Source organism: Paenibacillus sp. LS1 (assembly GCF_026013365.1).
GTDB lineage: Bacteria > Bacillota > Bacilli > Paenibacillales > Paenibacillaceae > Paenibacillus.
Map to the genome: position 1 here is coordinate 1 of NZ_JAPDOE010000025.1, position 22,354 is coordinate 22,354.

At 48.9% G+C, this 22,354-nt stretch carries 21 protein-coding genes, 1 pseudogene and 1 riboswitch; of the genes and pseudogenes, 15 read left to right on the forward strand and 7 right to left on the reverse strand.

Annotated elements, in window-relative coordinates; translation table 11 throughout:
* The 3 genes and pseudogenes from OM416_RS31500 to OM416_RS31510 form a co-directional block, all read left to right on the forward strand.
* Positions 1-333: pseudogene (locus OM416_RS31500) on the forward strand (phosphoribosylglycinamide synthetase); the annotation flags it as partial.
* Between the two features lie 313 nt (positions 334-646).
* The gene (locus tag OM416_RS31505) at positions 647-1,615 is read left to right on the forward strand and encodes a D-alanyl-D-alanine carboxypeptidase family protein (RefSeq protein ID WP_264936250.1); all 969 of its coding nucleotides are present in this window, start codon (positions 647-649) and stop codon (positions 1,613-1,615) included.
* 223 nt (positions 1,616-1,838) lie between these two features.
* A complete protein-coding gene (locus OM416_RS31510) occupies positions 1,839-2,240 on the forward strand; it encodes a RidA family protein (RefSeq protein WP_264936252.1) in 402 nt (133 codons plus the stop codon).
* 636 nt (positions 2,241-2,876) lie between these two features.
* On the opposite strand, the gene OM416_RS31515 is transcribed toward OM416_RS31510, so the two are convergent.
* Positions 2,877-3,947, reverse strand: coding sequence for a copper amine oxidase N-terminal domain-containing protein (locus OM416_RS31515; protein WP_264936255.1), 1,071 nt, complete (start codon positions 3,945-3,947; stop codon positions 2,877-2,879).
* Between the two features lie 250 nt (positions 3,948-4,197).
* Here OM416_RS31515 and OM416_RS31520 point away from each other — a divergent pair, with 250 nt between their 5' ends.
* Both OM416_RS31520 and OM416_RS31525 read left to right on the forward strand, forming a co-directional pair.
* Positions 4,198-4,674 (forward strand): GNAT family N-acetyltransferase, encoded by a 477-nt coding sequence (locus OM416_RS31520; protein WP_264936257.1) that lies wholly within the window; start codon positions 4,198-4,200, stop codon positions 4,672-4,674.
* Between the two features lie 47 nt (positions 4,675-4,721).
* Positions 4,722-5,792: a Gfo/Idh/MocA family protein gene (locus tag OM416_RS31525; protein ID WP_047840275.1), complete on the forward strand. Its 1,071-nt coding sequence runs from the start codon at positions 4,722-4,724 to the stop codon at positions 5,790-5,792.
* Between the two features lie 92 nt (positions 5,793-5,884).
* On the opposite strand, the gene OM416_RS31530 is transcribed toward OM416_RS31525, so the two are convergent.
* Together OM416_RS31530 and OM416_RS31535 are read right to left on the reverse strand one after the other, a co-directional pair.
* The gene (locus OM416_RS31530) at positions 5,885-6,253 is read right to left on the reverse strand and encodes a hypothetical protein (RefSeq protein WP_264936261.1); all 369 of its coding nucleotides are present in this window, start codon (positions 6,251-6,253) and stop codon (positions 5,885-5,887) included.
* 94 nt (positions 6,254-6,347) lie between these two features.
* A complete protein-coding gene (locus OM416_RS31535) occupies positions 6,348-8,930 on the reverse strand; it encodes a UvrD-helicase domain-containing protein (protein WP_264936264.1) in 2,583 nt (860 codons plus the stop codon).
* Positions 8,931-9,279: 349 nt separating this feature from the next.
* Here OM416_RS31535 and OM416_RS31540 point away from each other — a divergent pair, with 349 nt between their 5' ends.
* Together OM416_RS31540 and OM416_RS31545 are read left to right on the forward strand one after the other, a co-directional pair.
* A complete protein-coding gene (locus tag OM416_RS31540) occupies positions 9,280-10,095 on the forward strand; it encodes a zinc ribbon domain-containing protein (protein ID WP_264936266.1) in 816 nt (271 codons plus the stop codon).
* A 73-nt stretch (positions 10,096-10,168) separates the two neighbouring features.
* A complete protein-coding gene (locus OM416_RS31545) occupies positions 10,169-10,975 on the forward strand; it encodes a TrmB family transcriptional regulator (RefSeq protein ID WP_264936269.1) in 807 nt (268 codons plus the stop codon).
* A 269-nt stretch (positions 10,976-11,244) separates the two neighbouring features.
* On the opposite strand, the gene OM416_RS31550 is transcribed toward OM416_RS31545, so the two are convergent.
* Positions 11,245-11,898, reverse strand: a complete 654-nt coding sequence (locus OM416_RS31550; RefSeq protein ID WP_264936271.1) for an NUDIX hydrolase — start codon at positions 11,896-11,898, stop codon at positions 11,245-11,247.
* 79 nt (positions 11,899-11,977) lie between these two features.
* Between OM416_RS31550 and OM416_RS31555 the strand changes: the two genes are divergently transcribed.
* Positions 11,978-12,280: a hypothetical protein gene (locus tag OM416_RS31555; RefSeq protein WP_017690846.1), complete on the forward strand. Its 303-nt coding sequence runs from the start codon at positions 11,978-11,980 to the stop codon at positions 12,278-12,280.
* A 241-nt stretch (positions 12,281-12,521) separates the two neighbouring features.
* Here the strand turns inward: OM416_RS31555 and mscL are convergent, their stop codons facing one another.
* Complete coding sequence (gene mscL / locus OM416_RS31560) at positions 12,522-13,016, reverse strand: large conductance mechanosensitive channel protein MscL (protein WP_264936276.1); 495 nt, start codon at positions 13,014-13,016, stop codon at positions 12,522-12,524.
* A 271-nt stretch (positions 13,017-13,287) separates the two neighbouring features.
* A riboswitch (purine riboswitch) is annotated at positions 13,288-13,387 on the forward strand.
* A 298-nt stretch (positions 13,388-13,685) separates the two neighbouring features.
* On the opposite strand from mscL, the gene OM416_RS31565 reads away from it, so the two are divergent.
* A complete protein-coding gene (locus OM416_RS31565; RefSeq protein WP_264936279.1) occupies positions 13,686-14,273 on the forward strand; it encodes a xanthine phosphoribosyltransferase in 588 nt (195 codons plus the stop codon).
* A 1-nt stretch (position 14,274) separates the two neighbouring features.
* The gene (locus OM416_RS31570) at positions 14,275-15,636 is read left to right on the forward strand and encodes a nucleobase:cation symporter-2 family protein (RefSeq protein ID WP_264936280.1); all 1,362 of its coding nucleotides are present in this window, start codon (positions 14,275-14,277) and stop codon (positions 15,634-15,636) included.
* Between the two features lie 357 nt (positions 15,637-15,993).
* Here the strand turns inward: OM416_RS31570 and OM416_RS31575 are convergent, their stop codons facing one another.
* Positions 15,994-16,332, reverse strand: a complete 339-nt coding sequence (locus OM416_RS31575) for a DUF4870 domain-containing protein (protein WP_062837331.1) — start codon at positions 16,330-16,332, stop codon at positions 15,994-15,996.
* 96 nt (positions 16,333-16,428) lie between these two features.
* Entirely contained in the window at positions 16,429-16,704 is a 276-nt protein-coding gene (locus tag OM416_RS31580; RefSeq protein ID WP_264936284.1) for a transposase, read from the reverse strand.
* Positions 16,705-17,103: 399 nt separating this feature from the next.
* Between OM416_RS31580 and OM416_RS31585 the strand changes: the two genes are divergently transcribed.
* The 5 genes from OM416_RS31585 (at position 17,104) to OM416_RS31605 (ending at position 22,351) form a co-directional block, all read left to right on the forward strand.
* Positions 17,104-17,292 carry a hypothetical protein gene (locus tag OM416_RS31585; protein WP_017690840.1) on the forward strand — a complete coding sequence of 63 codons (189 nt, stop codon included), beginning with the start codon at positions 17,104-17,106 and terminating at the stop codon, positions 17,290-17,292.
* Between the two features lie 133 nt (positions 17,293-17,425).
* Positions 17,426-18,187 carry a type I methionyl aminopeptidase gene (map, locus tag OM416_RS31590; protein ID WP_264936296.1) on the forward strand — a complete coding sequence of 254 codons (762 nt, stop codon included), beginning with the start codon at positions 17,426-17,428 and terminating at the stop codon, positions 18,185-18,187.
* A 566-nt stretch (positions 18,188-18,753) separates the two neighbouring features.
* Complete coding sequence (gene coxB / locus OM416_RS31595; protein WP_264936299.1) at positions 18,754-19,806, forward strand: cytochrome c oxidase subunit II; 1,053 nt, start codon at positions 18,754-18,756, stop codon at positions 19,804-19,806.
* Positions 19,807-19,877: 71 nt separating this feature from the next.
* A complete protein-coding gene (gene ctaD / locus OM416_RS31600) occupies positions 19,878-21,728 on the forward strand; it encodes a cytochrome c oxidase subunit I (protein ID WP_413775854.1) in 1,851 nt (616 codons plus the stop codon).
* Positions 21,725-22,351, forward strand: coding sequence for a cytochrome c oxidase subunit 3 (locus OM416_RS31605; RefSeq protein ID WP_047840264.1), 627 nt, complete (start codon positions 21,725-21,727; stop codon positions 22,349-22,351). The genes ctaD and OM416_RS31605 overlap by 4 nt, the downstream gene beginning before the upstream one ends.
* The last annotated feature ends 3 nt before the right edge of the window (positions 22,352-22,354 follow it).

The following is a 22,354-nucleotide window of genomic DNA, read 5'->3' on the forward strand; positions in this document are numbered from 1 at the left end:
TGGGCGGAGGAACTCGCCCATGATCCCAGCGGCCCCGGCCGCGCAGCGGAAACGGCTGGCCGCCCGCAGGTGCGGGGCGGCGAAGGCGGCGCGGCCGTCGGCGAGTGGATCGCCGAGGCTGCCGCAGACGGCGCCATGCACCAGCCGGGGCCGGGCTTTGGCGCCGTTGAGGTGCGTCTCGCGCAGCCGGGCAAGCCGCCGGCTCTGCCAGAGCTGACGGCGCTGCTGCCGGGCGTGCCGGCCACCGCAGGGCTGGATTTGATCCGCGAGCGTGTAGCCGCGCGGATGTGGCAGGCTGTCCAGAAGAAGACGGACAGCCCGGCAACCAAATGATGCACTCATCAGAGCGGGGGAGATCTCAGATCACCCCTGCTTGTTTTTATTGCATAATCACTTTTTTTGCATATTGGATATATGAAGGCATATTCCCATTTCGCTTCTGATGTGTACAGCACGGGGATGTTGCTTTAAAAGTCCAAAAAACGATCATTTAGGCTGTATCGCCCTTATATGTTCATTCGGATCACTTCTAAAGGTGCTCTTTACCGGTGGAGCTTCGCTCCCAATTAAGGTATACTGTCGCAGGGAACATTGCACGCAGACAACTAGACAACAACATTTATATTATGGCGATAGGAGTTTTGACATGAAATCACGTACAGGAAGACAGCGCCGCATGTTGGTTATGCTGTCCTCATTGATGATATGCGGAGCATTGCTTGCCGCGTGCCAGAATGGCACAGAGGAAAGCCAAAATTCGACTGGAGCAGGTAACACACAACAGGAGTCAGACGGCACAACGGTTCATTTTACGGAGGATAAGGGAACAGACGGTGACAATGCTGGTGGGGATGACACATCATCTTCTGGCAACAGCGGTGAAGGCACGGATAGTGAGTCTGGGAATGCTTCGGCTGGCGAAGAGCAGGGTTCTTCAGACGATGGTAACGGGGCGACAGCGGAAGATCCATTGATGGAGAAACGCAGCATCAGCGCACTGCAAACGACGATTGATGCACAATCCGTGGTGACCAATGCCGAGTCTATGACCGTCATTGTGAACAAGCAGCGCAGTCTGCCTGAAGGGTACGAGCCGGACGATCTGGTAGAGCCGAATGTACCGTTCTCCTTCGATGAACCGCACGAGAAGCGGCATATGCGCAAGGAAGCTGCCGAGGCGCTGGAGAAGTTATTTGCAGGTGCAAAGGCGGATGGTATTGAGCTTCGTGCGGTGTCCGGCTATCGTTCATATCAGCGCCAGGTATCCATCTACAACAACAATGTCAAAACCAAAGGTCAAGAATACACGGATCGTGTGAGCTCAGTACCAGGCAGAAGCGAACATCAGACGGGTCTTGCCATTGATGTATCCAGCCCGAGTGTGGGCAATGTGCTGGAAGAGGTATTTGGCACATCGAAGGAAGGCCAGTGGCTGGCTGAACACGCTGCTGAATATGGATACGTCATCCGTTATTTGCAAGGCGAAGAAGATACCACAGGTTACGTCTATGAGCCTTGGCATATCCGATACATCGGTACAGATTTGGCGTCAGATGTGGCGAAGAGTGGATTAACTCTGGAAGAATACTTTGATGAGGCGAACATCAAGCTGTAATCCGGATGCTTTATTCTTAAAGATAAGATACTAATTTTCCTGAAATCCCTGAATGACTGTCCTTTATTTAAACAATGGGCAGCCATTCAGGTTTTTTTGTGCGTAAATAGTGTTGGAATTAAGATGAAATTAAACTCCTTTCTGTTGTCTGAGAAGATGGTGGACTGATATAATTCATGTTTAATCATAAGAGACAAATACAGCCAAAGCGAGGGACGAGAGAATGAGTAGACAGCAGGTATTTACAGGCTCCCCATGGGAACCGTTGGTGGGATATTGCCGTGCCATTCGTGTAGGGAACCGAATTGAAGTGGCGGGTACAACGGCGATGCAAGATGGTGTAGTTGTGGGGGCAGGTGATCCGTATGCACAGACGAGGTTCGTTTTGCAGACGATCGAGAATGCACTGAAAGAATTGGGAGCTGACATGTCGCATGTGGTTAGAACTCGGATGTTTGTGACCGATATCTCCAGATGGGAGGAAGTTGGCAAGGCTCACGGTGAATTTTTTGGACAGATCCAGCCTGTAGCCACCATGGTTGAAGTTAGCGCACTCATTGATCCCTTGTTGATGGTTGAGATTGAAGTGGAAGCAATCGTTGAAGATGAAGTCCAGTCCGATTGATTCTGGCGAATATCCAGAAGATTTTCTAAGGAACACAGGGCGTCTTATTTGGCCCGCAGATCCTCTTTTTAAAATGTAAGGAACATCAGGCACCTTATTTCCCGAATTTTTCTGATAAAAACGCTGTAAACAGCTAATTTATTCACAGATAGCGTGTCTCAGGTTCCTTAAATTCTTGCGAGTGCTTCAAATCCTTGAATAAGACGCCTCAGATTCGTTAGCGCTAACTCCACTTGCTCGTACATTCAGTATGCAACGCATGTCGTTTGCAGCGCACGTCGCGCATGCCTGCTCTGGACAAGTCCAGGTATGCTTGGGTTTGAAGCAAGTTTGAAGCCACACTCTACAAACCTAAACCAAAAATCATAAACCATAAACCATAAACCATAAACTAAAAAATAACCTTATCCGTGCCTGTCAGAAGACAAGCGGATAAGGTCTTTTTAGATTGACTTCGCCGCCTGGCCGCACGGCTGAGCTCTTGATGCTTCAACTCATGACACTGCGCGCCAGGAGATACACGCGGATGGCTGGTCATTATGATACTCCATACTCATGACACCGCGCTAAGAGATGCACGCGGTCATCTGCAACAACATATAAGATGTGTCTCAGCCAGACGCTTTTCTAACCGAATTATTTCGCTTCCAGCTCTGCTGCTGGTGCTTCAACAACCACTTTCCAAGCTGTTCCGATTGGAGGCAGGCTGCGTGTCAGCACAGGACTGTAGAAACCCATGACTTTAGTTCCTTTAGTCAGTTCTTCAGCTTTCACCGTTTCGCCTTCGTGGTTCACGAGTAGCGTGTCTTTAGCGATATTCAGCACGACATGGTCAGGAGCCGTCTCAGTTAATCGTGTACCTGTGATCTCAATTTGTGAGATGCTGCCTTCAGCTGTTGTTACATTTTCAATCGTACCAGCCGTTCCCAGAACCTCTTTCAATTGTGCTTCAGATTCCGTAGCGTCATCCAGTACAGTGACTTTATAGGTCGGCGTTTGTGGTGGCAGACTGCGTGTTGTGATCAGGGAATGTTCAGCCTCCACGTTCATACCAATGGACAGATCGGTTAGTGCAATCTCTTTGCCTTCCGCCGAGATGAATTTCGTATCTTCATTCAGATTAAGCACGATGCCGTCCATGCCTGCACCGCCAATCTGGATGGACTTATATTTATCTTGGTTCGAGATTCTGGTAATTACACCACGTTCAGTAACCGTCTTCACGTCCTCTTCACTAGAGATAGTCACCTGATTTCCTGTTGTGTTCACTTGTCCCTGCAATACCTTTTCGGCAAAAGAAGCCGGTACATACAAAGTGCCGCCTGTGATTTCGGGCGCTGTACCCAGCGTGAGCAGCATTTTATTTACGGAATATTGATCCTTGCCTGTGATTACTTGTGTCCAGAGAACACCTCGTGTCAGCTCTGCGGATTTGTTTTCTTTATTCCATTTCAGTTCAATACCCAGTGCTTCGGTAAGATCACGTAGCGGGATCATGGCTACTTTGCCATCCTTGCTCCAATAACCATCGGAGATGGATGCACCATTCACAGATACGTTTACTGCATCAGTTGCCTTACTATCAGCTGAAACGGATGTTTGATGTACTGGTTGTGTGTTGTCCAGTGTTGCTGCATAAGCGGCTCCACCACCCAATGCCATGGATAGGGCCATCAGGGCACTTACTTTTTTCATGCTGTTGTTCATCAATATTCATCCCTTCTAATCTTTGTACTGTCGCGGTAAAATCTTCCTTAGGGCCGCGCCTCAAGTTAATAGACGGGACAAATCGTCTCAGTGTTGCAGTTGATATGCAATGAATGTAAACGGTATGTTAGTTTAGATTTGAAATATCGCTTGAATTGCAGGTTATCAGCAGCAGGATCAGGTTAATTTCAGGTAAGTGGCCAAACCTTTATCTTATTTTCACATTCAAGTACGAGGAGGAACGGATTAGATGAGTGATATGTTGGTAGCGCTCTATCGTTTGCCGGAGCAAGAGAGTGGACTGAGAACGTTGGAGGAATCCTCCATTGTGATTCGAAGAGCCATTGCCCCAGAGAAGCAGCTTGTACTGGATTGGGTGAGGTCACACTTTAGCCAGGCTTGGGTGGATGAATGCGAGGTCGCTTTTGCGCGTCAGCCCGTGTCCTGTTATATTGCGGTTGAGCAGGGGAAAATGATTGGATTTGCCTGTTACGAAGCGACATGTCGCAATTTCTTCGGACCGACAGGTGTGAGCCAGGATGCACGGGGCAAAGGTGTAGGCACAGCCCTGTTACTGGCCTGTATGCATGCGATGAAGGCGGACGGTTACGGGTATGCGATTATCGGATCAGCGGGACCTGTAGACTTCTATGCCCGGACACTGGGTGCTGTGAAGATTGAAAATTCGACGCCGGGTATTTACGAAGGCATGCTGCGGGCAGACTAGACGATAATGATGTTGTGGAAGTTGTGGAAAAGGAAAGGAGGATGATGATGAGCACGAAACAAATGCTACACATCGGAATGATTGGTACAGGATCTATCTCGGATCTTCATATGAGATGTTATGCCAAAAACGAGGATGCCGTCATCTATGCGATCTGCGATCTGAACGAGGAGCGGGCTAAAGCTGCGGCACAGAAGTATGATGCCCAATCCGTCTATACCGATTATCGGGAGATGCTGGAGGACCCGCATGTAGATGCTGTCAGTATATGTACTTGGAATAATACACACGCGGAATTCGCCATTGCTGCACTGGAGGCAGGCAAGCACGTGCTGCTGGAAAAACCGGTGGCAACCAATGTGGAAGATGCACTGCGGATTGAAGAAGCGGTGAAGAAGAGTGGACGTACCTTTATCGTTGGATTTGTGCGTCGGTATGATAACAATATGCAGATGATGCGCAGATTCATTGATGCCGGAGAGTTCGGTGAACTGTATTATGCCAAAGCTTCCATCCTGCGGCGTCATGGCAATCCGGGTGGTTGGTTCGCCGACAAAAGCCGTTCCGGCGGAGGTCCTCTGATTGACTTGGGCGTACATATCATCGACCAATGCTGGTATCTGATGGGCAGGCCGAAACCTGTTTCGGTCAGTGGTAATACGTATCGGAAGTTGGGCAATCGTGCCCATATCGAACATCTTTCTTTTTACAAAGCGGCCGACTACAGCGCAGCTGTAAATGACGTAGAGGATATGGCGAATGCGCTCATTCGGTTTGAAAACGGGGCTTCGCTGGCGGTGGATGTGAGCTTTACCCTGCATGCACGCGGAGATGAATCATCGGTGAAGTTATATGGCGAGCGTGGTGGATTTGAACTGGAGCCAGAGACACTGATCGTCACGGAGAAAAATAATACCATCCTGAATATTGAACCCCAGACGGACAATACGGGTCTCCATATTCATAGTGCATTCCAGAACCAGATTGACCACTTTGTGGATTGCTGCCTGAACGGTACAGAGCCGATCAGCCCAATTGCAGATGGTGTGGCTTCCACGCGTATGTTGTGCGGAATCTACGAATCGGCTGAGAAAGGGCAGGAGATTCGTCTGGATTGAACCCAGTTCACGTTGCAGTTAGTTGTGATTCATATAACAAAAGCATGCGTCTTCCGCGTGATCTGCGGTTACGCATGCTTTTTGGCATCCTGTCATTTGTTAAGTGGTGAATTCTCGTACCCCGGATCATCGTAATCCGTATCCTGCAGCCTTGGAAGCACGTTCATGCTCTCAATTGACTGCCGGGTATCCGGCGTGCCATGGTCATACAGAAAGGTATACAGCAAGGTCATGCCATCCGAAAATTGTTCTGTTGCCTCATCGTGGTCTGCTGATTTGTAGGGTACCGGGGCTCTTTGCAAAGTATAGGCATCGTCATCCTCCAGCACCTTCATCAGATCTTTTAATCGGCCCAACTGTTCGTCATCCACCAACACCTCAAAGGGTGTAGATTCGTTCTTTGTTCGTTCAATCAGGTTATGAGTTACCGATACATACAGATGTTGTTTGCCGTCCTGCATAATCCAACCTCCATTCTGAAATGGAAAAAAGACGCTTCTACTGTTAATAAACAGCAAAAAGCGCCCTGAAACGAGCTACAATGCTCGTGTTATTTTATTTCCCAAATCTCCCCGTTACGGGCACCTGGCGGGTACCGGCCTCCATCGATCCTGAACACAGGGGACAGGCGGGAGGGCCAGATGATGCTTTCTTGGTTACTTTAGCGGAAGGTACAGCAGGTTTCTGTCTTAACCACGCTTTACACGTGGATGAACTGCATTTCCAGATCGCAACGGTCTCCGTACGCTCAGCATTACCTGAACCTGAAGTGTGCGACTGCGAACGGGAGGAACTCGCAGCGGTCTGACTCACACCAGGAGTGCTGAACGCCTTATGGTTGCGAATTTCACCACTGCCACGCCGTTCACCAAGGCGATCCTCGTCACGTTCGTTGTGGACCTCGTAGTCACGACGGTCACTGTGGCTGATGGCACGACGCTGTGCCACATCCCGACCTTCGGAACGGGCACCCGAGCCCGAGCGGGCGTACTGTCCATTACCTTTACCATATGAAGTCTGACCGCTCGTCCGGCTCTCCTCACGAGGTTTGCGTTTGTCCGGAACTTCCATGCCGAAGGCTTCAAGCAGGAAGCGGGACACATCCGCTGGCTTTCCGTGATGGCTCGCCGGTGAGGTGACATACAAGTACTGCTTGGCCCGTGTGATGGCAACGTAGGCGAGCCTGCGTTCTTCCTCCAGCGCCATGTCCAGCTCCGCGTCTGTCTGTTGTACAGCAAGCGCAGCTTTCTGATCCTCAGGGATATCCTGGCGCAGTGCTGTACTATGAGGCACAATGCCTTCACTGGCTCCAATCCAATATACGCAAGGGAACTCCAGTCCTTTGGCTCGGTGAATGGTCATCAGCTGTACCGCGTCACTGTCCTGTGCACGGCGCAGAGATTCCATCTCACGGTGTCTGCGGGAGAGTTCATCTGCGAATTGGATGAACTCTTCTACCGTTTCGAATTTTTTGACGGCAGCTTCGAATTCATCCAGGGTTTCCAGCATCGTTTCCTTATAATGGGTGAAGATGCTGGGATCACCACTTTCCATATACTTGTCGTAGAACTGCCTGCGCATCTCCTGAATGGCGATGATGGGTTTCAGTTTGTGCAGTGATTTAATCAGCTTGATGCGTTCCTTAACCTGCTCCTGCTGGAACGGCTTCAGCTTCTCCCATTTTACCAGATGAATGAGCGGATATTTCTTCGCCTGTTGTTGTTCACAGCGCTGAATCCACTCCAGCCCTGCATCCCGTGATACATAGAGCGGCCCCAATGCACTAGGGAGAGCATCCATGGCACGCGGATCAAGAGACAGTCGCAGATGATCCATCAGGGGTCTGATGAGAGACTGATCATAGAACACCGGAGAAGCACCATGCTGTACAAAAGGCACATCTTTCAACACAAGCTGCTCGAATACAGCCCGGCTGCTGCTCGCTGTCCGGTGAAGAATCGCAATATCACGATAGGTGTGTTGCCCTTCTTCAACCTGCTGGCACAGCTGGTTTACGACCCACGCTGCTTCTTCCTCTGCATTGGAGGGTGTGGCGAAGCGTGGCGCATCTCCGCGGTTTCCGGCGGCACGAAGTCGCTTGTCACGTCTACGTTTATTACGAGCGACCAGTTCGCTGCCGAGTCCCAGAATGCGTGCATCACTGCGATAATTGATATCCAGCGTCACGATGCGTGCACCGGGGTATACTTTATCGAATTCCAAAATTGATTCCTGGCGTGCGCCATTAAAGGTATAGATCGTCTGGTCATCGTCTCCCACAACCATCAGGTTGCGGTGGGCGGAAGCCAGTTTTTGCACAATCTCATATTGCAGATGGTTGGTATCCTGGAACTCATCCACCATAATGTACTGGAAACGCTTCTGAAGCGGCCCCAGAACAGCAGGATCACGAAGCAGCGCGGCTGCCCGTAGTAAAATATCATCAAAATCCATTTTGCCACGATCCTGCTTCCAGGCTTCGTAACCAAGCAGAACACGCTTGGCATCGCGTTCTTCCTGCGATTTCTCAGGCAGATCGGTTGTTTCCGATCCTTGCATCTTCCATGCGGACAGCATGGCCAGCAGACTTTCGGGCTGGAAGGCTTCACTCATGCCATTTTGGCGAAGAAGCATCTTTAGCACCGTATGCTGGGCTCGCGACTCACCAAAGATCTCTTCCTGTACACCGTAATGACGCAGTAATGTCAGCGCAAAAGAGTGAAAGGTGCGAGCCTGTACGGCTCTCGCAGCTGCCGGGCGTATACCTGGCAATGCGGCGATCCGGTCTTTCATCTCGGTGGCGGCTTTGTTCGTGAACGTCACCAGCAGGATACTGCCTGCATGTACACCGCTGACCTCTATGAGGTAGCCGGCTCTTGCAGCCAGTACAGTTGTTTTGCCACAACCGGCTCCGGCAAGCGTAAGAATCGGTCCTCTGCCGTGACGGACTGCCGAGATTTGTGGTGCGTTTAACTTGATGCCTGCCTCTTCCAGAGAACGAAAATAAAAGGCATCCTGTTGCTCATTGCCCACGAGTTGCCGACTGGTCTCCAGCGGAGCAGACGGGGACTGGGGCAGGGACGCCGCCGGGGTAACCCCGAGCGGACGGGGGTAGAACGTTGAGTTCGGACTTAACATGTTTCATCCACCTCTGTATGCATTCAGGGATAGGACTATCCCGGTTAAAAGTAAACCATTTGCCCTTTTCACAATCGCATTGTAAATTGGTATGATAGAGTTAGTCGCCTAAACAGGCGGTTAAGTATGGTCAAAGCTTCATTATACCCGAACATATGGTCTTGACGAAAGCCCCCGATTTCATCCAGTATCGGTATAAAACGGGCACCAGCACGAGATTACGCAACTTTTTGGCATGATATCGTATAAGTTATATGCCTGAGCATTTTGCATGAAGGATGTAATATGCTAATTTACTACTAAATAGAAATGATAATATTGGTTTTGACGGGACAGAGGAGGAATGGTCATGAAACTGCTTCAGCGCATCAAAGACGGAGCGAACAAAGCAACAGAGCGTGCCCAGCACGCCGTTGAGATTGGGAAACTGAACAACCAGATTGTGGGCTTGCAACAGGAACAGGAAGTCCATTTTACAGATATGGGTCGCATCTTCTATGAGGGTTATCGGGCACAGGATATGACGCGTGCAGAAAAAGAAATGGTGGATCTGTCGCAGCTCTGCGACGAATTGCAGGACGAGATTGATGGCCTGCGCAACAAGATTGCACAGCTCAAGAATGAACGGTTGTGCGAGTGTGGACACGTCGCTTCCCTGGATGCCAACTTCTGCCCTAAATGCGGACGCAAGTTGGGCGAGTTCAAGACACCAGCACCTACAGTAGGAGCTACAGGAGTCGCAGGAGCCACCACAGCCGCGAGACAGGAGGCAGCTGTAGCTCAAACCCCAACTCCAGAGCCGGACTTCTACGATGCGCCACCTGAATTGGAACTGGAGGAAGACGAGCCGTATCACACGGTCATTCCGTCCATAGCCGATCTGGAGACGGAATCGGAATATAACAGTACCGAGTTTACTCAAGAAGAAAAGGAAGCGTTCGATGCGGAGTGGGAACGTCGCAGAGATGAAGAGATGCAGCGGGAACGTGAGCGTCAACAGGAGCTGGACGAACGCATCCGCTACTGGAAAGAAAATAACCCGATCGTGAACACGGTGGACGTACAGACCGAAGTATCACGCGAAATGGTAAATTGTCAGATTTGTGCAGCCGAGCTGCCCAAAGGTTCGAAGTGGTGTCCGCGCTGCGGTGCCGAACAGATCTGATCTGATGCAGTAGAAGCTCTGCCGCATCAGTGTGAGGCAGTGTGGGTTGCTGACAGCATGGGGGGACGGGAATATGGACCAACTGCTGCATCATTTGCGTCATCTCGGGTTTACCGAGATGGAATCTAAAATTATGGTGGAACTCGCTCGCCAGGGATCAGCCTCAGGATATGAGGTTGCGAAGCGGCTGGGCGTGTCCCGTTCCAATGTATATGCGACCCTGCAACGGCTGGAACAGCGTGGGTTCTTGCGGTGTAGTCCGGGGGAACCTGCGAAGTATAGTGTGCTGAAGCCTGAGGAGATGACACGTATGATCTCCGATCAAATGCGTACCTCTCTGAATTATGTCCAGAGCAGTATGCCCAAGAGTGAACCGGAGAAGCCTGTCTTCTATAACCTCGAGGGTGACAAAAATGTGTTTGAGAATCTGAGCCGTGAATTGGCCGAGGCTCAGCATGAGATTGTCGTAGATGTTTGGCGTGAAGAGGCAGAGATGCTACGTAATGACTTACAGCAGGCTGAAGCTCGCGGTGTGCGGCTGTTATGGTCATGTGATGGCGGCGAGGGCATGCTCGATCAGCCTGTTCCTTTGCCTGGATTGCCTTTGTATGGCACAGGTAATGGTCGGAAATTTTCCCTGGTGGTGGATCGCCGCTGGTGCATGCTGGGCATGCGGGGTGAATCATGTGCCACACAGGCAGTGGTGACGGAGCATCCGGTAATGACCGGGCTGCTGCTGAATCATTTTGCTCAAGAGCTGGTGTTGTACGAACTGGAACAGGATATGGGGGAGGAACTGGAGTCCCGCTACGGGCACCGGTACGAAGATCTCTCTGCACGTTATTGGTCTTCTCCTTCAGGAGAGGGTGACCAGAGCTAGACAGATCGGCAACTAATTCATCTCTGATGGAGTGAACATGCCAGCACAAAGGTACCTGTCTTGATGGAACGAATACGTATGTACATAAAGCAGGCGCTGCCCCGAGGCAGACGCCTGTTTGTGTTGATTTGAGATATGGCAGTGATGTTCGTCACAGCATCTGTTTCCAGTCAAGTCGATAGTAAAGGTATGAAGTTATGCTATTTTTGAGAAAATGAAGCTATGAACATTCGATTGAACTGGATCGGGTTGAACAGGATTGTGAATTCTCAGTCTTTGGGCACGTGATGTAGAGCTTCCAGCACGTCCGTATAATAAGCTGTGCCGTGGGGCACGAAATCCGTTGCCCGAATCTCGCGAACGATACGTTCCGGTTCATAAGCCACATGATCGCTCAACGGGTGAGTCTGAACTCCGGTAGCTTGAATGACGTCGATCTCATTACGAAACAAAGCGAGTAGATCATCCAGCGGCACTTCATACAGGCTATCCACCTCGCTAGGCTGCAGAACGTAGGCTTCGAGCGGCTGGTTCAGACATAATCCATAGACGGCGCTGAATTCCCGATCTATGAATTGGACACCACGCACCTCTCCTTGGAGCTGCTGTGTAGCCGTGAGTAGATAGGTTAGTGCCTCGAATGGAGTATAAACACCCAGTTCTTCCTCCAGCTCACGACTGGCGTCTTGGAGTTGCTCACCAGCGGTGAGATGACCTGCTGCTGTAATGTCATAACATCCGGGGAAGGTATCCTTAATATCACGCCGCCGCTGAAAAAGAACTAGTCGCTGCTCGCCTTCGTCACGCACGATCCAGCAGTGGAATGAACGGTGCCAATATCCTTTGGCATGGACCTCGCTGCGTAGTGAAGTGCCGATCCAATTTTGCTCATCGTCATAAATGTCGAAACGTTCTGGGGTCATGAAACGTATCTCCTTATATAGCAGTTTTTAAAGTTCAAAATTTCACAAAGTTTGTTTTAAACGAAAGGGGAACGATCGTATGGAATGCATTGTACACTTTCAGGTGATTTATCCGCAACCTCAGGAGCGTAAAAGCCTTAGAGGACTTATATTTGTAGGGCAAGGCCAAGAACCGGCTAACAGTCAGTTAAGCAGCATGTTTAAGGATATGGGATTCAATGTACGTTTGGAAGATGAGGCCCAGTTGTTGTTCAAGCCAGTGGATGCTTCGGCTAACTTTGAATATATTCGTGTAACGGAGCTTGATACCGGGGAAGAAGTTTACAAGGAAGATAAGGATCTGAAGTCGATTCTGGAGCATTTGCTGCCACGCCGTTTCTAGTTCATGAGCATGGATCCGAATTAAAATCATGGGGGAGCACATGTAACATTTGTATGATTGGCATAAAAAAGGCCCCACCTTTACGGTGGAACCTTTAAACCTTTAAGCTACGCAACCCATTGTTAATGAGGCCCATAGGGCTAGCTTTTCATACATAAACCCTAGCACGTGAGAGGTTGTCCCCCGCATCAGAATTTATATCCGTAATTCAACTCGGAGAGTCTTTATACGCTCATTGGGGTTACGCCGGTGCGCCGCTGCCTTCTGCTTCGAGCTCTGAAGTACAGTGCGAGCAGCGGGTAGCCGCAGCCGGAATTTCAGATAGGCAGTACTTGCAAGCCTTGGTCGTTTTTTTCGGCTCGGGCTTTTTGTGCTCTTTGCTCTTCAGATAGTTGATGCCTTTCACGAGCATGAAGATACAGAACGCAACGATGAGAAAATCAATCATGACGTTGATGAACTGTCCGTAAGCAATCACCGTAGCGCCAGCTTCGTTGGCTTGAGCAAGTGTGGTGATGTCCTGTCCGTTTGCTGTTTTGATATCCCCGTCCAGGTTGATGATTTTCTGACTGAAGTCGATGCCACCCAGCAGTTTTCCCACCGGAGGCATGATGATGTCATTCACAAGGGATGTGACGATTTTACCAAAAGCAGCCCCAATAATGACACCGACCGCCAGATCGATGACGTTGCCGCGGACGGCAAACTCTTTGAATTCGTTAAGTACGCCTTTCATGTCTGCATATCTCCTTTGATTATTCATTTCAAAATATAGGTCGCGTTTCCATCCATTCTCCGTTCAGATCCGCGCTTCCGTTCTCATATTGTACATAAAAAATAGATTCCAATCACCCCCTGTTTGCAAATTAAGACAAGTTTCCGCAACTTCCATGAAAATACTTCTTTATTTCACGCCGCCGATTCGGTATACTTCTAACATTGTCAGTTATGTTTAACCATTTATATTCAGGTTCGCGATCATACATTGTAACGAATCATGGAGCCAAAAAATTAAATATGCCGTTACTCGTATATGTGCAGGAATAGGCCTGCATGTCTCTACCCGATCACCGGAATGATCGGACTACGGGAAAGATGTTGCAATATTTTGTGTGGTTGGAATGAGATTATCCTCAGACAGTTTGACTGAAGAGCAGGTTCGGATAGCTTCTATCTGTTTCTGATTAGTCTGCTTGGACTTTCTCGCGTCTGGAGTGACATCCTGTCTTTCTATCCTTCCAGACACTTGCAATATCCATACGGCTTGTCCATATACGTACAAGTCCGTCTTTCCCGTCTCCGGTTTTTCCGCAGCGTGTGAAAAGGCGGGCTTTTTGTTTTTTTACCACGAGACTGGAGGGGCATGCGGGTTTCTGTGCAGAGGGCATTCAGGGGGAAGAATTACATGCAATTGTTAAAAGACAAGGTAAGACAGGAAGGCATTGTCCTGTCCGAGCAAGTACTCAAAGTGGATTCATTCCTGAACCACCAGATGGATCCGGTTCTGATGAAGGAAGTCGGTAAGGAATTCATTCGCCGCTTTGAAGGCGAAAATATTACTCGTGTGCTGACGATTGAGTCGTCAGGAATTGCGCCAGGAATCATGACCGCGCTGGAACTGAATGTGCCGCTGATTTTTGCACGGAAGCAGAAGTCGCTCACACTGACGGAAGACATTCTGGTAGAGAAAATCTACTCCTTCACGAAGCAGGAGACGAATGAAATTACTGTTGCCAAGAAATTCATGAAGCCTGGGGATCGCGTGCTGATCATTGATGATTTTCTGGCGAATGGTGAAGCGGCATTTGGTCTGGCTCGTATTGTAGAGCAGGTTGGAGCAGAAGTGGTTGGTATCGGTATCGTTATTGAAAAAGCATTCCAGCCGGGAGGTCGCTTGCTGAAAGAAGCAGGATACCGTGTGGAATCGTTGGTTCGCATCGAGGCCCTGTCGGATGGACAGGTTACATTTGCGGACGAGGAGGGCACGAACTAATATGGCACGCGAACGTATTTTTCAGCGGCATCGGCATCCAATTAAAACTTTCTCACTCGGATTACAGCATGTGCTTGCGATGTATGCAGGAGCTGTTGTCGTTCCACTGATCGTCAGTAACGCATTGGGCTTTACACAGGAACAACTCACCTACCTCATTGCCATTGACTTGCTCGCATGTGGTGTAGCTACACTGCTGCAGGTATGGGGAAATAAATATTTCGGCGTAGGGCTGCCTGTCATGCTCGGTTGTGCATTCCAAGCCGTGTCACCGATGATCCTCATCGGAATGAACAGTGGAGTATCTGCCATTTACGGAGCGATTATTGCCTCAGGGCTGTTCGTATTGATCTTCTCCGGTCTCTTCGGGAAGCTCATTCGGCTTTTCCCTCCAGTAGTAACGGGTTCCGTTGTGACCATTATTGGTCTGACGCTTATTCCGGTTGCTTTCCATGATCTGGGGGGCGGTCAGGGGTCAGAAGATTTCGGCAGCGGAGTTAATCTAATGCTCGGTTTCGGCGTACTGCTCTTTATCATTCTGATGACTCGTTTTACAACAGGTTTTATCCGTTCCATCTCGGTATTGATTGGTCTGCTCGTAGGTACGATTGCGGCAGGGTTTATGGGCGAGGTTAATTTTGCTCCTATTCGCGATGCAAGCTGGTTCCATGTTGTTCAGCCGTTTTACTTCGGTAGACCGACATTTGAGATTGTACCGATCCTCACGATGATCCTGGTGGCAATTGTCAGCGTGGCTGAGTCTACGGGCGTATTTATGGCTCTGGGCAAAATTCTGGACAAGGACCTGTCCTCCAAGGATCTGGCCCGCGGATATCGTGCAGAGGGTCTGGCTATTGTATTAGGCGGTATCTTCAACTCGTTCCCATACACAACGTATTCGCAAAATGTAGGACTTGTACAGATGACACGTGTGAAGACGCGTGATGTCATTGTTGTGGCTGGTGGAATCCTGGTAGTCATCGGATTTGTACCGAAGATTGCGGCGCTTGCACAGCTCGTTCCAGGGGCAGTTCTTGGCGGAGCCATGGTGGCCTTATTCGGCATGGTGGTCTCATCTGGTATCCGAATCATCGGTAGTCAGGTCGATCTGAACCGTCATGAGAATCTGTTTGTCATTGCTTGTTCTGTAGGTATGGGCCTGGGGGTTACTGTTGTGCCTGAGTTGTTCGCTGGTGCACCGGACTGGGCTCAGATTATGCTCGGTAATGGTATCATTGCAGGTAGCTTTACGGCGATCTTCATGAACCTGCTGTTTAATGGTCTAGGCACCAAGGAAACGGCTGCCAAGATGGCTGAACAACAGGCAGATGCCATTCTTGGAGATACGGGGAAATCGGCTTAATTAGCCCAATTAAGCCAGGCATATCATCCAGCATGATTGTTAGTTAACTGTTCTAGATAGACGATTAACAGGATGAACATTGAAGCAGGTTAATTCATGCTGATATACAGCATGAATGGTTTATGACATACATCATTTATGCTATGAATATTCAATCACATGAAAGTAAGAAGTCATTCCCCTAAATGGATAGCAGGTCAAGTGGGGTGAAGGATAGACTGTCATTGTAGTTAGGTTATATAGCTTAAAAATCTTGCTGATCTCTATAACTCGTTTTCCTCGTTATATTCAAAAGACGATCCACACCCGGTTGAAACGGGATGGATCGTCTTTTCTTTTGCATCGCTTCTCTTATAGTTACAGATGACGCATCTGTTTCTCTGCAAAATCGCCAACCCACGGCAGCTTTAACCATTTCCCCTGCAGGCTGGTGACGACCATGATGAGCCAGACCACCACACCGAGCAGGGATAACAGCGATGCCACCAGGGGTCCAAACAACGGAAGAAAGGCTGATAAGACATGCCCGACCATAATGATGCCAAAGACTGTTACGGATTGCAGCGCATGGAATAACACGAACCGACTCCGCTTCTCTACAGCGAGAAAGACAATCCCGCCTACAAAGGTAAACAGATAACAGAGCATACCGGCAATATTTTCATCCAGACCGCTAGACGATTTCATGGGGGACATCCGGTCCAGCCTCCTTTGTCCTTTTTAACTAGGCTATGAAGGAGATGGACAGAACTGAACCGGTGAATTTATTTGCTTATCAAACGAACGAAATCCTTATCCTCCCTCGATCTGTCTGCGAGGGTTTGTGATCTTACCGATTTTATCGGTGTCGTTTTCTTTGGGCACCAAACGTTCATCGGTACGTCCTTCGTGGTGATTATCAAATGCATATTCCGTCAGTTTCCATTCCGACTTGCCGAGAACGGGATCAGCCGGGAAGTGTTGCCCTCGATGAAGATGTTCTTCACGTCCGGCTTCGTTGATGTAGACTCCGTCTACTTCCACCTTTTCATGCGAAAGGGGCAGCATATCCTGTTCTTTGCGTTCCATGAAACGGCGCCTCCTTTGGATACCAGTAATTTAACTATATGGGTTGTCCGTGATAATATCCCCCGAATAGTTCAGTGTTATGCTGGATATATTAATTCCGTATAGAATGGTGGCATTTATAACTTATGATTCGGAATTAAACTTTTTGGGCATGAAAACCGTTATATTTATTAGAGGAAATCGTCAAGTCGTAAGATACTTCCGAATATGCTACAATAAGATTATGATTCATTCCGAATCATATCGGGTATTTATAGTGTCAGGTACTTGCTTTCTAGCGAGGTTCCCGACCTAAAGCTTGCTTTAAGCCGCGCACACAACTTCATGGATGGCATTTAAGACTTATTCGGCATTCTCTAAACGGAGCATTCACTTTCAACGTTTTGGGAGGGAATTACAATGGCAACGAAAGGTCACAATGAGGTCAAAGAAAGTTTGAGGGAAATGACTCGGATTTTCCGTCCTAAGGATCCAAAAAAATTCGTGAAGGAGTACGTGAGAAAATACCGGATTACGGGTGGATATGAGGAAGAATTGACTTCTGTGGTTGAGCATGAGCTTGTCAAGATGGATTCTTCCGTGTCCTGAAACAACACACAACTCTGATTATACTGTTCCGATAATGAATAGAACCGTCTCTCGGGCGTTAAGCTCCGGCAGGCGGTTTTTTTTGCGTTCCTGCTGCATATATATGGGAGTACACCTACAGCGGGAAGGATGAATGCATGTGGACCCTATACTGAAAACCAAAGAAGAGATTGGCTACATGCGGGAAGCAGGGCGAATTTTGTGGAGCTGTCACCAGCATATTGAGCAGTGGATGGTCCCTGGTATCACGACAGCAGAGATCAACGAGCGGGTGGAAGAGTTTCTCGCAGAACATGGGGCCACACCGGAGCAGAAAGGGTACAAAGGATATCCTTACGCGACGTGTGCCTCCGTCAATGAAGTGGTCTGCCACGGATTTCCGGGTGATGAGGTGCTAGCGAGCGGAGATGTGGTGACCATCGATATGGTGGTAAACAAAGACGGCTGGCTTGCTGACTCGGCCTGGACATATGGAATTGATGAACCTAGCAGATCCGTTCGCAAGCTGATGAGGCGTACAGAGAAGGCGCTTGAGCGGGCCATCGCACAGGCAGTTCCAGGCAATACCCTCGGAGATATTGGAAGTGCCATTGAGCGAACAGCAAGACTATATCGATACGGCATTGTGAAGCCGCTCATTGGTCATGGGATTGGTCAGTATATCCATGAACCGCCAAATGTACTGCCTTACGGCAAACGCAGAACGGGCATGCTGCTGACCGAGGGCATGGTTATTACCATAGAACCGATATTTACGAAAGGCAGTTCCGGAGCCGTCGTATGGGATGAGGATGGTTGGACGGTGAGAACGGTAGATGGTAGCTGGGGGGTTCAGTATGAGCATACTATTGCGATAACCGGAGATGGCCCTTTGATTCTGACTAACGGTACGTGAGATGAAGTCCGTGAAGATGAGAACTTGAATTGGAATTCTCATGAATGCTCCATGCTGTCTTGAGCTTGAATAAAGGCAGTATGGAGCGGTATGTATGCCTTCCAGATGAATATGGAAGATGTTATCCATAAAATCGGATCTTTCTTTTGCATAATCCCGCATGTTTTCAATGTGAGAAAAATCGCAAATAAATTAAGTTTTATCACCGAAATTTGGCAAAAATTTTCAAATGTAGAGAGTAATATTTTTAACTGAAATCGTTTACAAATCAAGTTACAGAGCGGTTTTTTACATAAAGTGAACAATTTGTGAACATGTGTCCAAAGATTGACAAAATCATACCCTCAACTTATATTTAATAAGTGATTGAAGCATATAGAATGAATTGGAAGAATGCGCAGACATGCCCTTAGCAGGAAATGACGGGAGTACTGGAAGCGTTATTTTTGTAAGCAGTTCTGTATGACGAAGAGGATTATGCGTATCGTGCTGAAACGTACCTTTTGTTGCCTTTCTACCGAACGACAACGGTAATCTACGAAAACGTAAAAAAGTGGGGTAGATCAATGATGAAACAGTGGCAGGTTGCAAAGCGAATTCTCCCCTTGCTGGCGGTGTTCTCTTTGCTGCTATCCGCATGCGGGCGGGAAGACTTGTCGGTAATGAAACCTCAGGGTCCTGTGGCGCAAGGCCAATATGATCTGATGAAGCTGTCCATCGCGATTATGATCGTGGTGCTCATCATTGTATTCGCCATAGCGGCCTATGTCCTGATCCGGTTTCGCAGACGGGCCGGGCAGACTGAGATGCCCGAACAGGTTGAAGGGAATTTCAAGCTGGAAGTAATATGGACAGCCATTCCGTTATTGCTGGTTATTGTGCTGGCAGTACCGACGGTACAAACGATTTTTGCCCAAGGCGAAGATCTGTCCAATGACAAAAACGCACTTAAGGTCCAAGTCACCTCGCATCAGTACTGGTGGGAATTCACTTATCCTCAATATGACGTAACCACCGCTCAAGATCTCATCATCCCGACCGGAACAAAAATCGCATTCGAATTGAAAACCGCTGACGTGCTTCACTCCTTCTGGGTGCCGTCACTTGCGGGCAAAATGGACACAAACCCGGATGGAACGCTTAACAAGTTTAGTTTCTCCGCTCCAAATGAAGGCGTTTACCGTGGTAAATGTGCCGAGTTATGCGGCAGATCGCATGCTTTCATGGAATTTAAGGTAAAAGCAGTGAGTCAGGAATCCTTTGACAGATGGGTGAATCAAATGAAAGCACCCGCAGTCCTTCCTGAAGATGCTCAATTGGCCGAAAAGTTCAAAACAAACTGCCTTTCTTGCCACGCTGTTGGCGATCAAGGTGGACCTGTTGCACCTGACCTAACGGGAATCGGCGGCAAAGAATCTGTCGCAGGTATTCTGTTGAATTATCGTGAGGGACAGGAAGAAGGTAATCCGGTACTGGATAACATGAAAGAATGGCTCCAAGATCCACAATCCGTGAAGCCGGGCAATACAATGCCGAATCCCAAAGATCTTGGGTTGACGGACGAAGAAATCGACGGAATTGCCGAATATCTGGCCAACTACAAATTGGACTATGAATAGAACAGCAAGGACGAAGAAGGGGGTACACAACCTTGGCTCATGCGCATAGCGTCAAGAGGTACAGGGGCTTGATGGATTGGATCACCACCGTCGATCACAAAAAAATCGCCATTCTCTATTTGGTTGCGGGTGGATTTTTCTTTGGAATCGGCGGCATTGAAGCCATTTTGATTCGGATTCAACTGATGAAGCCGATGAATGATTTTGTATCGGCACAGGTCTTTAACGAATTGATTACCATGCACGGAACAACGATGATTTTCCTTGGTGTCATGCCGCTTATTTTTGCCATAATGAATGCTGTCGTGCCTTTGCAGATCGGGGCACGGGACGTTGCTTTTCCATTTCTTAACGCGCTCGGTTTCTGGACGTTCCTGTTTGGGGGATTGTTGCTGAACTTGAGCTGGGTTATGGGCGGGGCACCGGATGCGGGCTGGACCTCATATACGCCGCTCTCGGGCAGTGAGTACAGTGGAACGCATGGGGTAGATTTTTACACCATCGGTCTTCAGATCGCGGGTCTGGGGACACTCATCGGGGGCATTAACTTTCTCGCTACGATTATTACCATGCGTGCTCCAGGCATGTCTTACATGCGGATGCCGATGTTTACATGGACGACATTCATTACATCTGCCATTATTCTTTTTGCTTTTCCTGCCATCACGGTAGGGCTTGTACTTTTAACGTTTGATCGTATTCTGGGAGCGAATTTCTTCGATGTCGCAGGTGGCGGTAACCCGGTACTCTGGCAGCACATCTTCTGGATCTTCGGGCACCCGGAAGTATACATTCTTATTTTGCCGGCATTTGGTATCATCTCGGAGGTTATTCCGACTTTCTCGCGTAAACGGTTGTTCGGATACAGCTCCATGGTATTTGCCACCATCCTGATTGCCTTCTTGGGCTTCATGGTCTGGGCGCATCACATGTTTACAACAGGTCTGGGTAATGTAGCCAACGCGCTATTCTCCATATCGACGATGTTGATTGCCGTACCTACAGGGATCAAAATATTCAACTGGCTCTTTACGATGTGGGGTGGACAGATCCGCTTTACGGCGGCAAATCTGTTTGCGGTTGGATTCGTTCCAACATTCGTTATGGGTGGTGTTACAGGCGTCATGCTGGCATCTGCTCCGGCGGATTTCCAGTTCCATGATACGTACTTTGTTGTGGCCCACTTTCACTACGTTATTGTAGGGGGACTGGTGCTCGGATTGTTCTCGGGTCTGCATTATTGGTGGCCGAAGATGTTCGGACGTATTCTGAGCGAAACGCTGGGCAAATGGACATTCTGGACATTTATGATCGGTTTCCAATTAACGTTCTTTGTACAGCATTTCCTTGGTCTGATGGGGATGCAGCGTCGGATCGTTACATACTTGCCGAATCAGGACTTTGACCTGCTCAATCTGGTCAGCTCTGTCGGTGCGTTTCTGATGGGTGTTGGGGTGATCATGTTCCTCGTGAACATCGTGATCACAACAAGAAAACCGGCTGGTGCGCCAAACGATCCGTGGGAAGACGGCCGTACACTGGAATGGTCCATTCCTTCACCGCCACCGGAATATAACTTCAAGCAGACTCCACTGGTACGCGGAATCGATGCGTATTGGAAGGAAAAGATGGCAGGACATACAGAGATGACACCGGCAGAACCCGTTGGTTCGATTCATATGCCTTCAGCAACGCCGTTGCCGTTTGTAATGTCCGTAGGTATCTTTATCGCAGGACTTGGCTTGATGTTCAGCAAGGATGACTTTGGAAATACATTTATGAACGCAATTTTCAACAATTATATTGTAGTTATTATTGGTCTCGTAATCACATTTGGCGCAATGGCACTTCGTTCACTTTATGATGATCATGGCTGGCATATTGAACCGGAGGATCAGGATGAGAAGGGGGCTAGAACATGACAACCTCACATGCCGAACCGGTGAACGACAAATTGCCGCATGAACCGGAGAAAGCAACGCTGGAAGGACGTAACAAGCTTATCGCCTTCTGGTTGTTCCTTGGCGGCGAAACGGTACTGTTCGGTACACTCTTTGCTACCTTCCTGGCTCTTCGTGGTCAAACCAATGATGGACCTACGGCGAATGAACTGTTTCACCTGCCGCTCGTGGCCGCTGCAACATTCATTCTCCTAGTCAGTAGTTTGACAAGTGTATTTGCAATTCAGGCCATGCATAAGGGCAAGCGAGATGCACTGGCATTGTGGCTGGGCATCACGGTGGTACTGGGTATGGGATTTCTCGCACTGGAAATATACGAGTTCTATGAATATGTGAAACATAAAGAGTTCGGTATGACCACGAGTGCATTCAGTTCAGCATTCTATACACTGGTCGGGTTCCACGGAGCCCACGTTGCTTTCGGTATTGTGTGGATCGGAATCATTATCGGGCAGTTGTTCAAAAAAGGATTGACGGTCGTAACTGCACCTAAAGTATACGTCTCCGCAATGTACTGGCACTTTATTGACGTGGTCTGGGTGTTCATCTTTACGGTCGTGTACCTGCTCGGAAAGGTGGGGTAACAC

Excerpts from the sequence above, each read along its gene's own strand:
- OM416_RS31530 (WP_264936261.1), bottom strand. The coding sequence starts at position 6,253 with ATGCAGGACGGCAAACAACATCTGTATGTATCGGTAACTCATAACCTG.
- OM416_RS31545 (WP_264936269.1), top strand. The coding sequence starts at position 10,169 with ATGGACCAACTGCTGCATCATTTGCGTCATCTCGGGTTTACCGAGATG.
- OM416_RS31505 (WP_264936250.1), top strand. The coding sequence starts at position 647 with ATGAAATCACGTACAGGAAGACAGCGCCGCATGTTGGTTATGCTGTCC.
- OM416_RS31565 (WP_264936279.1), top strand. The coding sequence starts at position 13,686 with ATGCAATTGTTAAAAGACAAGGTAAGACAGGAAGGCATTGTCCTGTCC.
- OM416_RS31550 (WP_264936271.1), bottom strand. The coding sequence starts at position 11,898 with ATGACCCCAGAACGTTTCGACATTTATGACGATGAGCAAAATTGGATC.
- ctaD (WP_413775854.1), top strand. The coding sequence starts at position 19,878 with ATGGATTGGATCACCACCGTCGATCACAAAAAAATCGCCATTCTCTAT.
- mscL (WP_264936276.1), bottom strand. The coding sequence starts at position 13,016 with ATGAAAGGCGTACTTAACGAATTCAAAGAGTTTGCCGTCCGCGGCAAC.
- OM416_RS31535 (WP_264936264.1), bottom strand. The coding sequence starts at position 8,930 with ATGTTAAGTCCGAACTCAACGTTCTACCCCCGTCCGCTCGGGGTTACC.
- OM416_RS31515 (WP_264936255.1), bottom strand. The coding sequence starts at position 3,947 with ATGAACAACAGCATGAAAAAAGTAAGTGCCCTGATGGCCCTATCCATG.
- OM416_RS31605 (WP_047840264.1), top strand. The coding sequence starts at position 21,725 with ATGACAACCTCACATGCCGAACCGGTGAACGACAAATTGCCGCATGAA.
- OM416_RS31510 (WP_264936252.1), top strand. The coding sequence starts at position 1,839 with ATGAGTAGACAGCAGGTATTTACAGGCTCCCCATGGGAACCGTTGGTG.
- OM416_RS31585 (WP_017690840.1), top strand. The coding sequence starts at position 17,104 with ATGGCAACGAAAGGTCACAATGAGGTCAAAGAAAGTTTGAGGGAAATG.
- map (WP_264936296.1), top strand. The coding sequence starts at position 17,426 with ATGCATGTGGACCCTATACTGAAAACCAAAGAAGAGATTGGCTACATG.
- OM416_RS31540 (WP_264936266.1), top strand. The coding sequence starts at position 9,280 with ATGAAACTGCTTCAGCGCATCAAAGACGGAGCGAACAAAGCAACAGAG.
- OM416_RS31525 (WP_047840275.1), top strand. The coding sequence starts at position 4,722 with ATGAGCACGAAACAAATGCTACACATCGGAATGATTGGTACAGGATCT.
- OM416_RS31520 (WP_264936257.1), top strand. The coding sequence starts at position 4,198 with ATGAGTGATATGTTGGTAGCGCTCTATCGTTTGCCGGAGCAAGAGAGT.
- OM416_RS31575 (WP_062837331.1), bottom strand. The coding sequence starts at position 16,332 with ATGTCCCCCATGAAATCGTCTAGCGGTCTGGATGAAAATATTGCCGGT.
- OM416_RS31580 (WP_264936284.1), bottom strand. The coding sequence starts at position 16,704 with ATGGAACGCAAAGAACAGGATATGCTGCCCCTTTCGCATGAAAAGGTG.
- OM416_RS31555 (WP_017690846.1), top strand. The coding sequence starts at position 11,978 with ATGGAATGCATTGTACACTTTCAGGTGATTTATCCGCAACCTCAGGAG.
- coxB (WP_264936299.1), top strand. The coding sequence starts at position 18,754 with ATGATGAAACAGTGGCAGGTTGCAAAGCGAATTCTCCCCTTGCTGGCG.
- OM416_RS31570 (WP_264936280.1), top strand. The coding sequence starts at position 14,275 with ATGGCACGCGAACGTATTTTTCAGCGGCATCGGCATCCAATTAAAACT.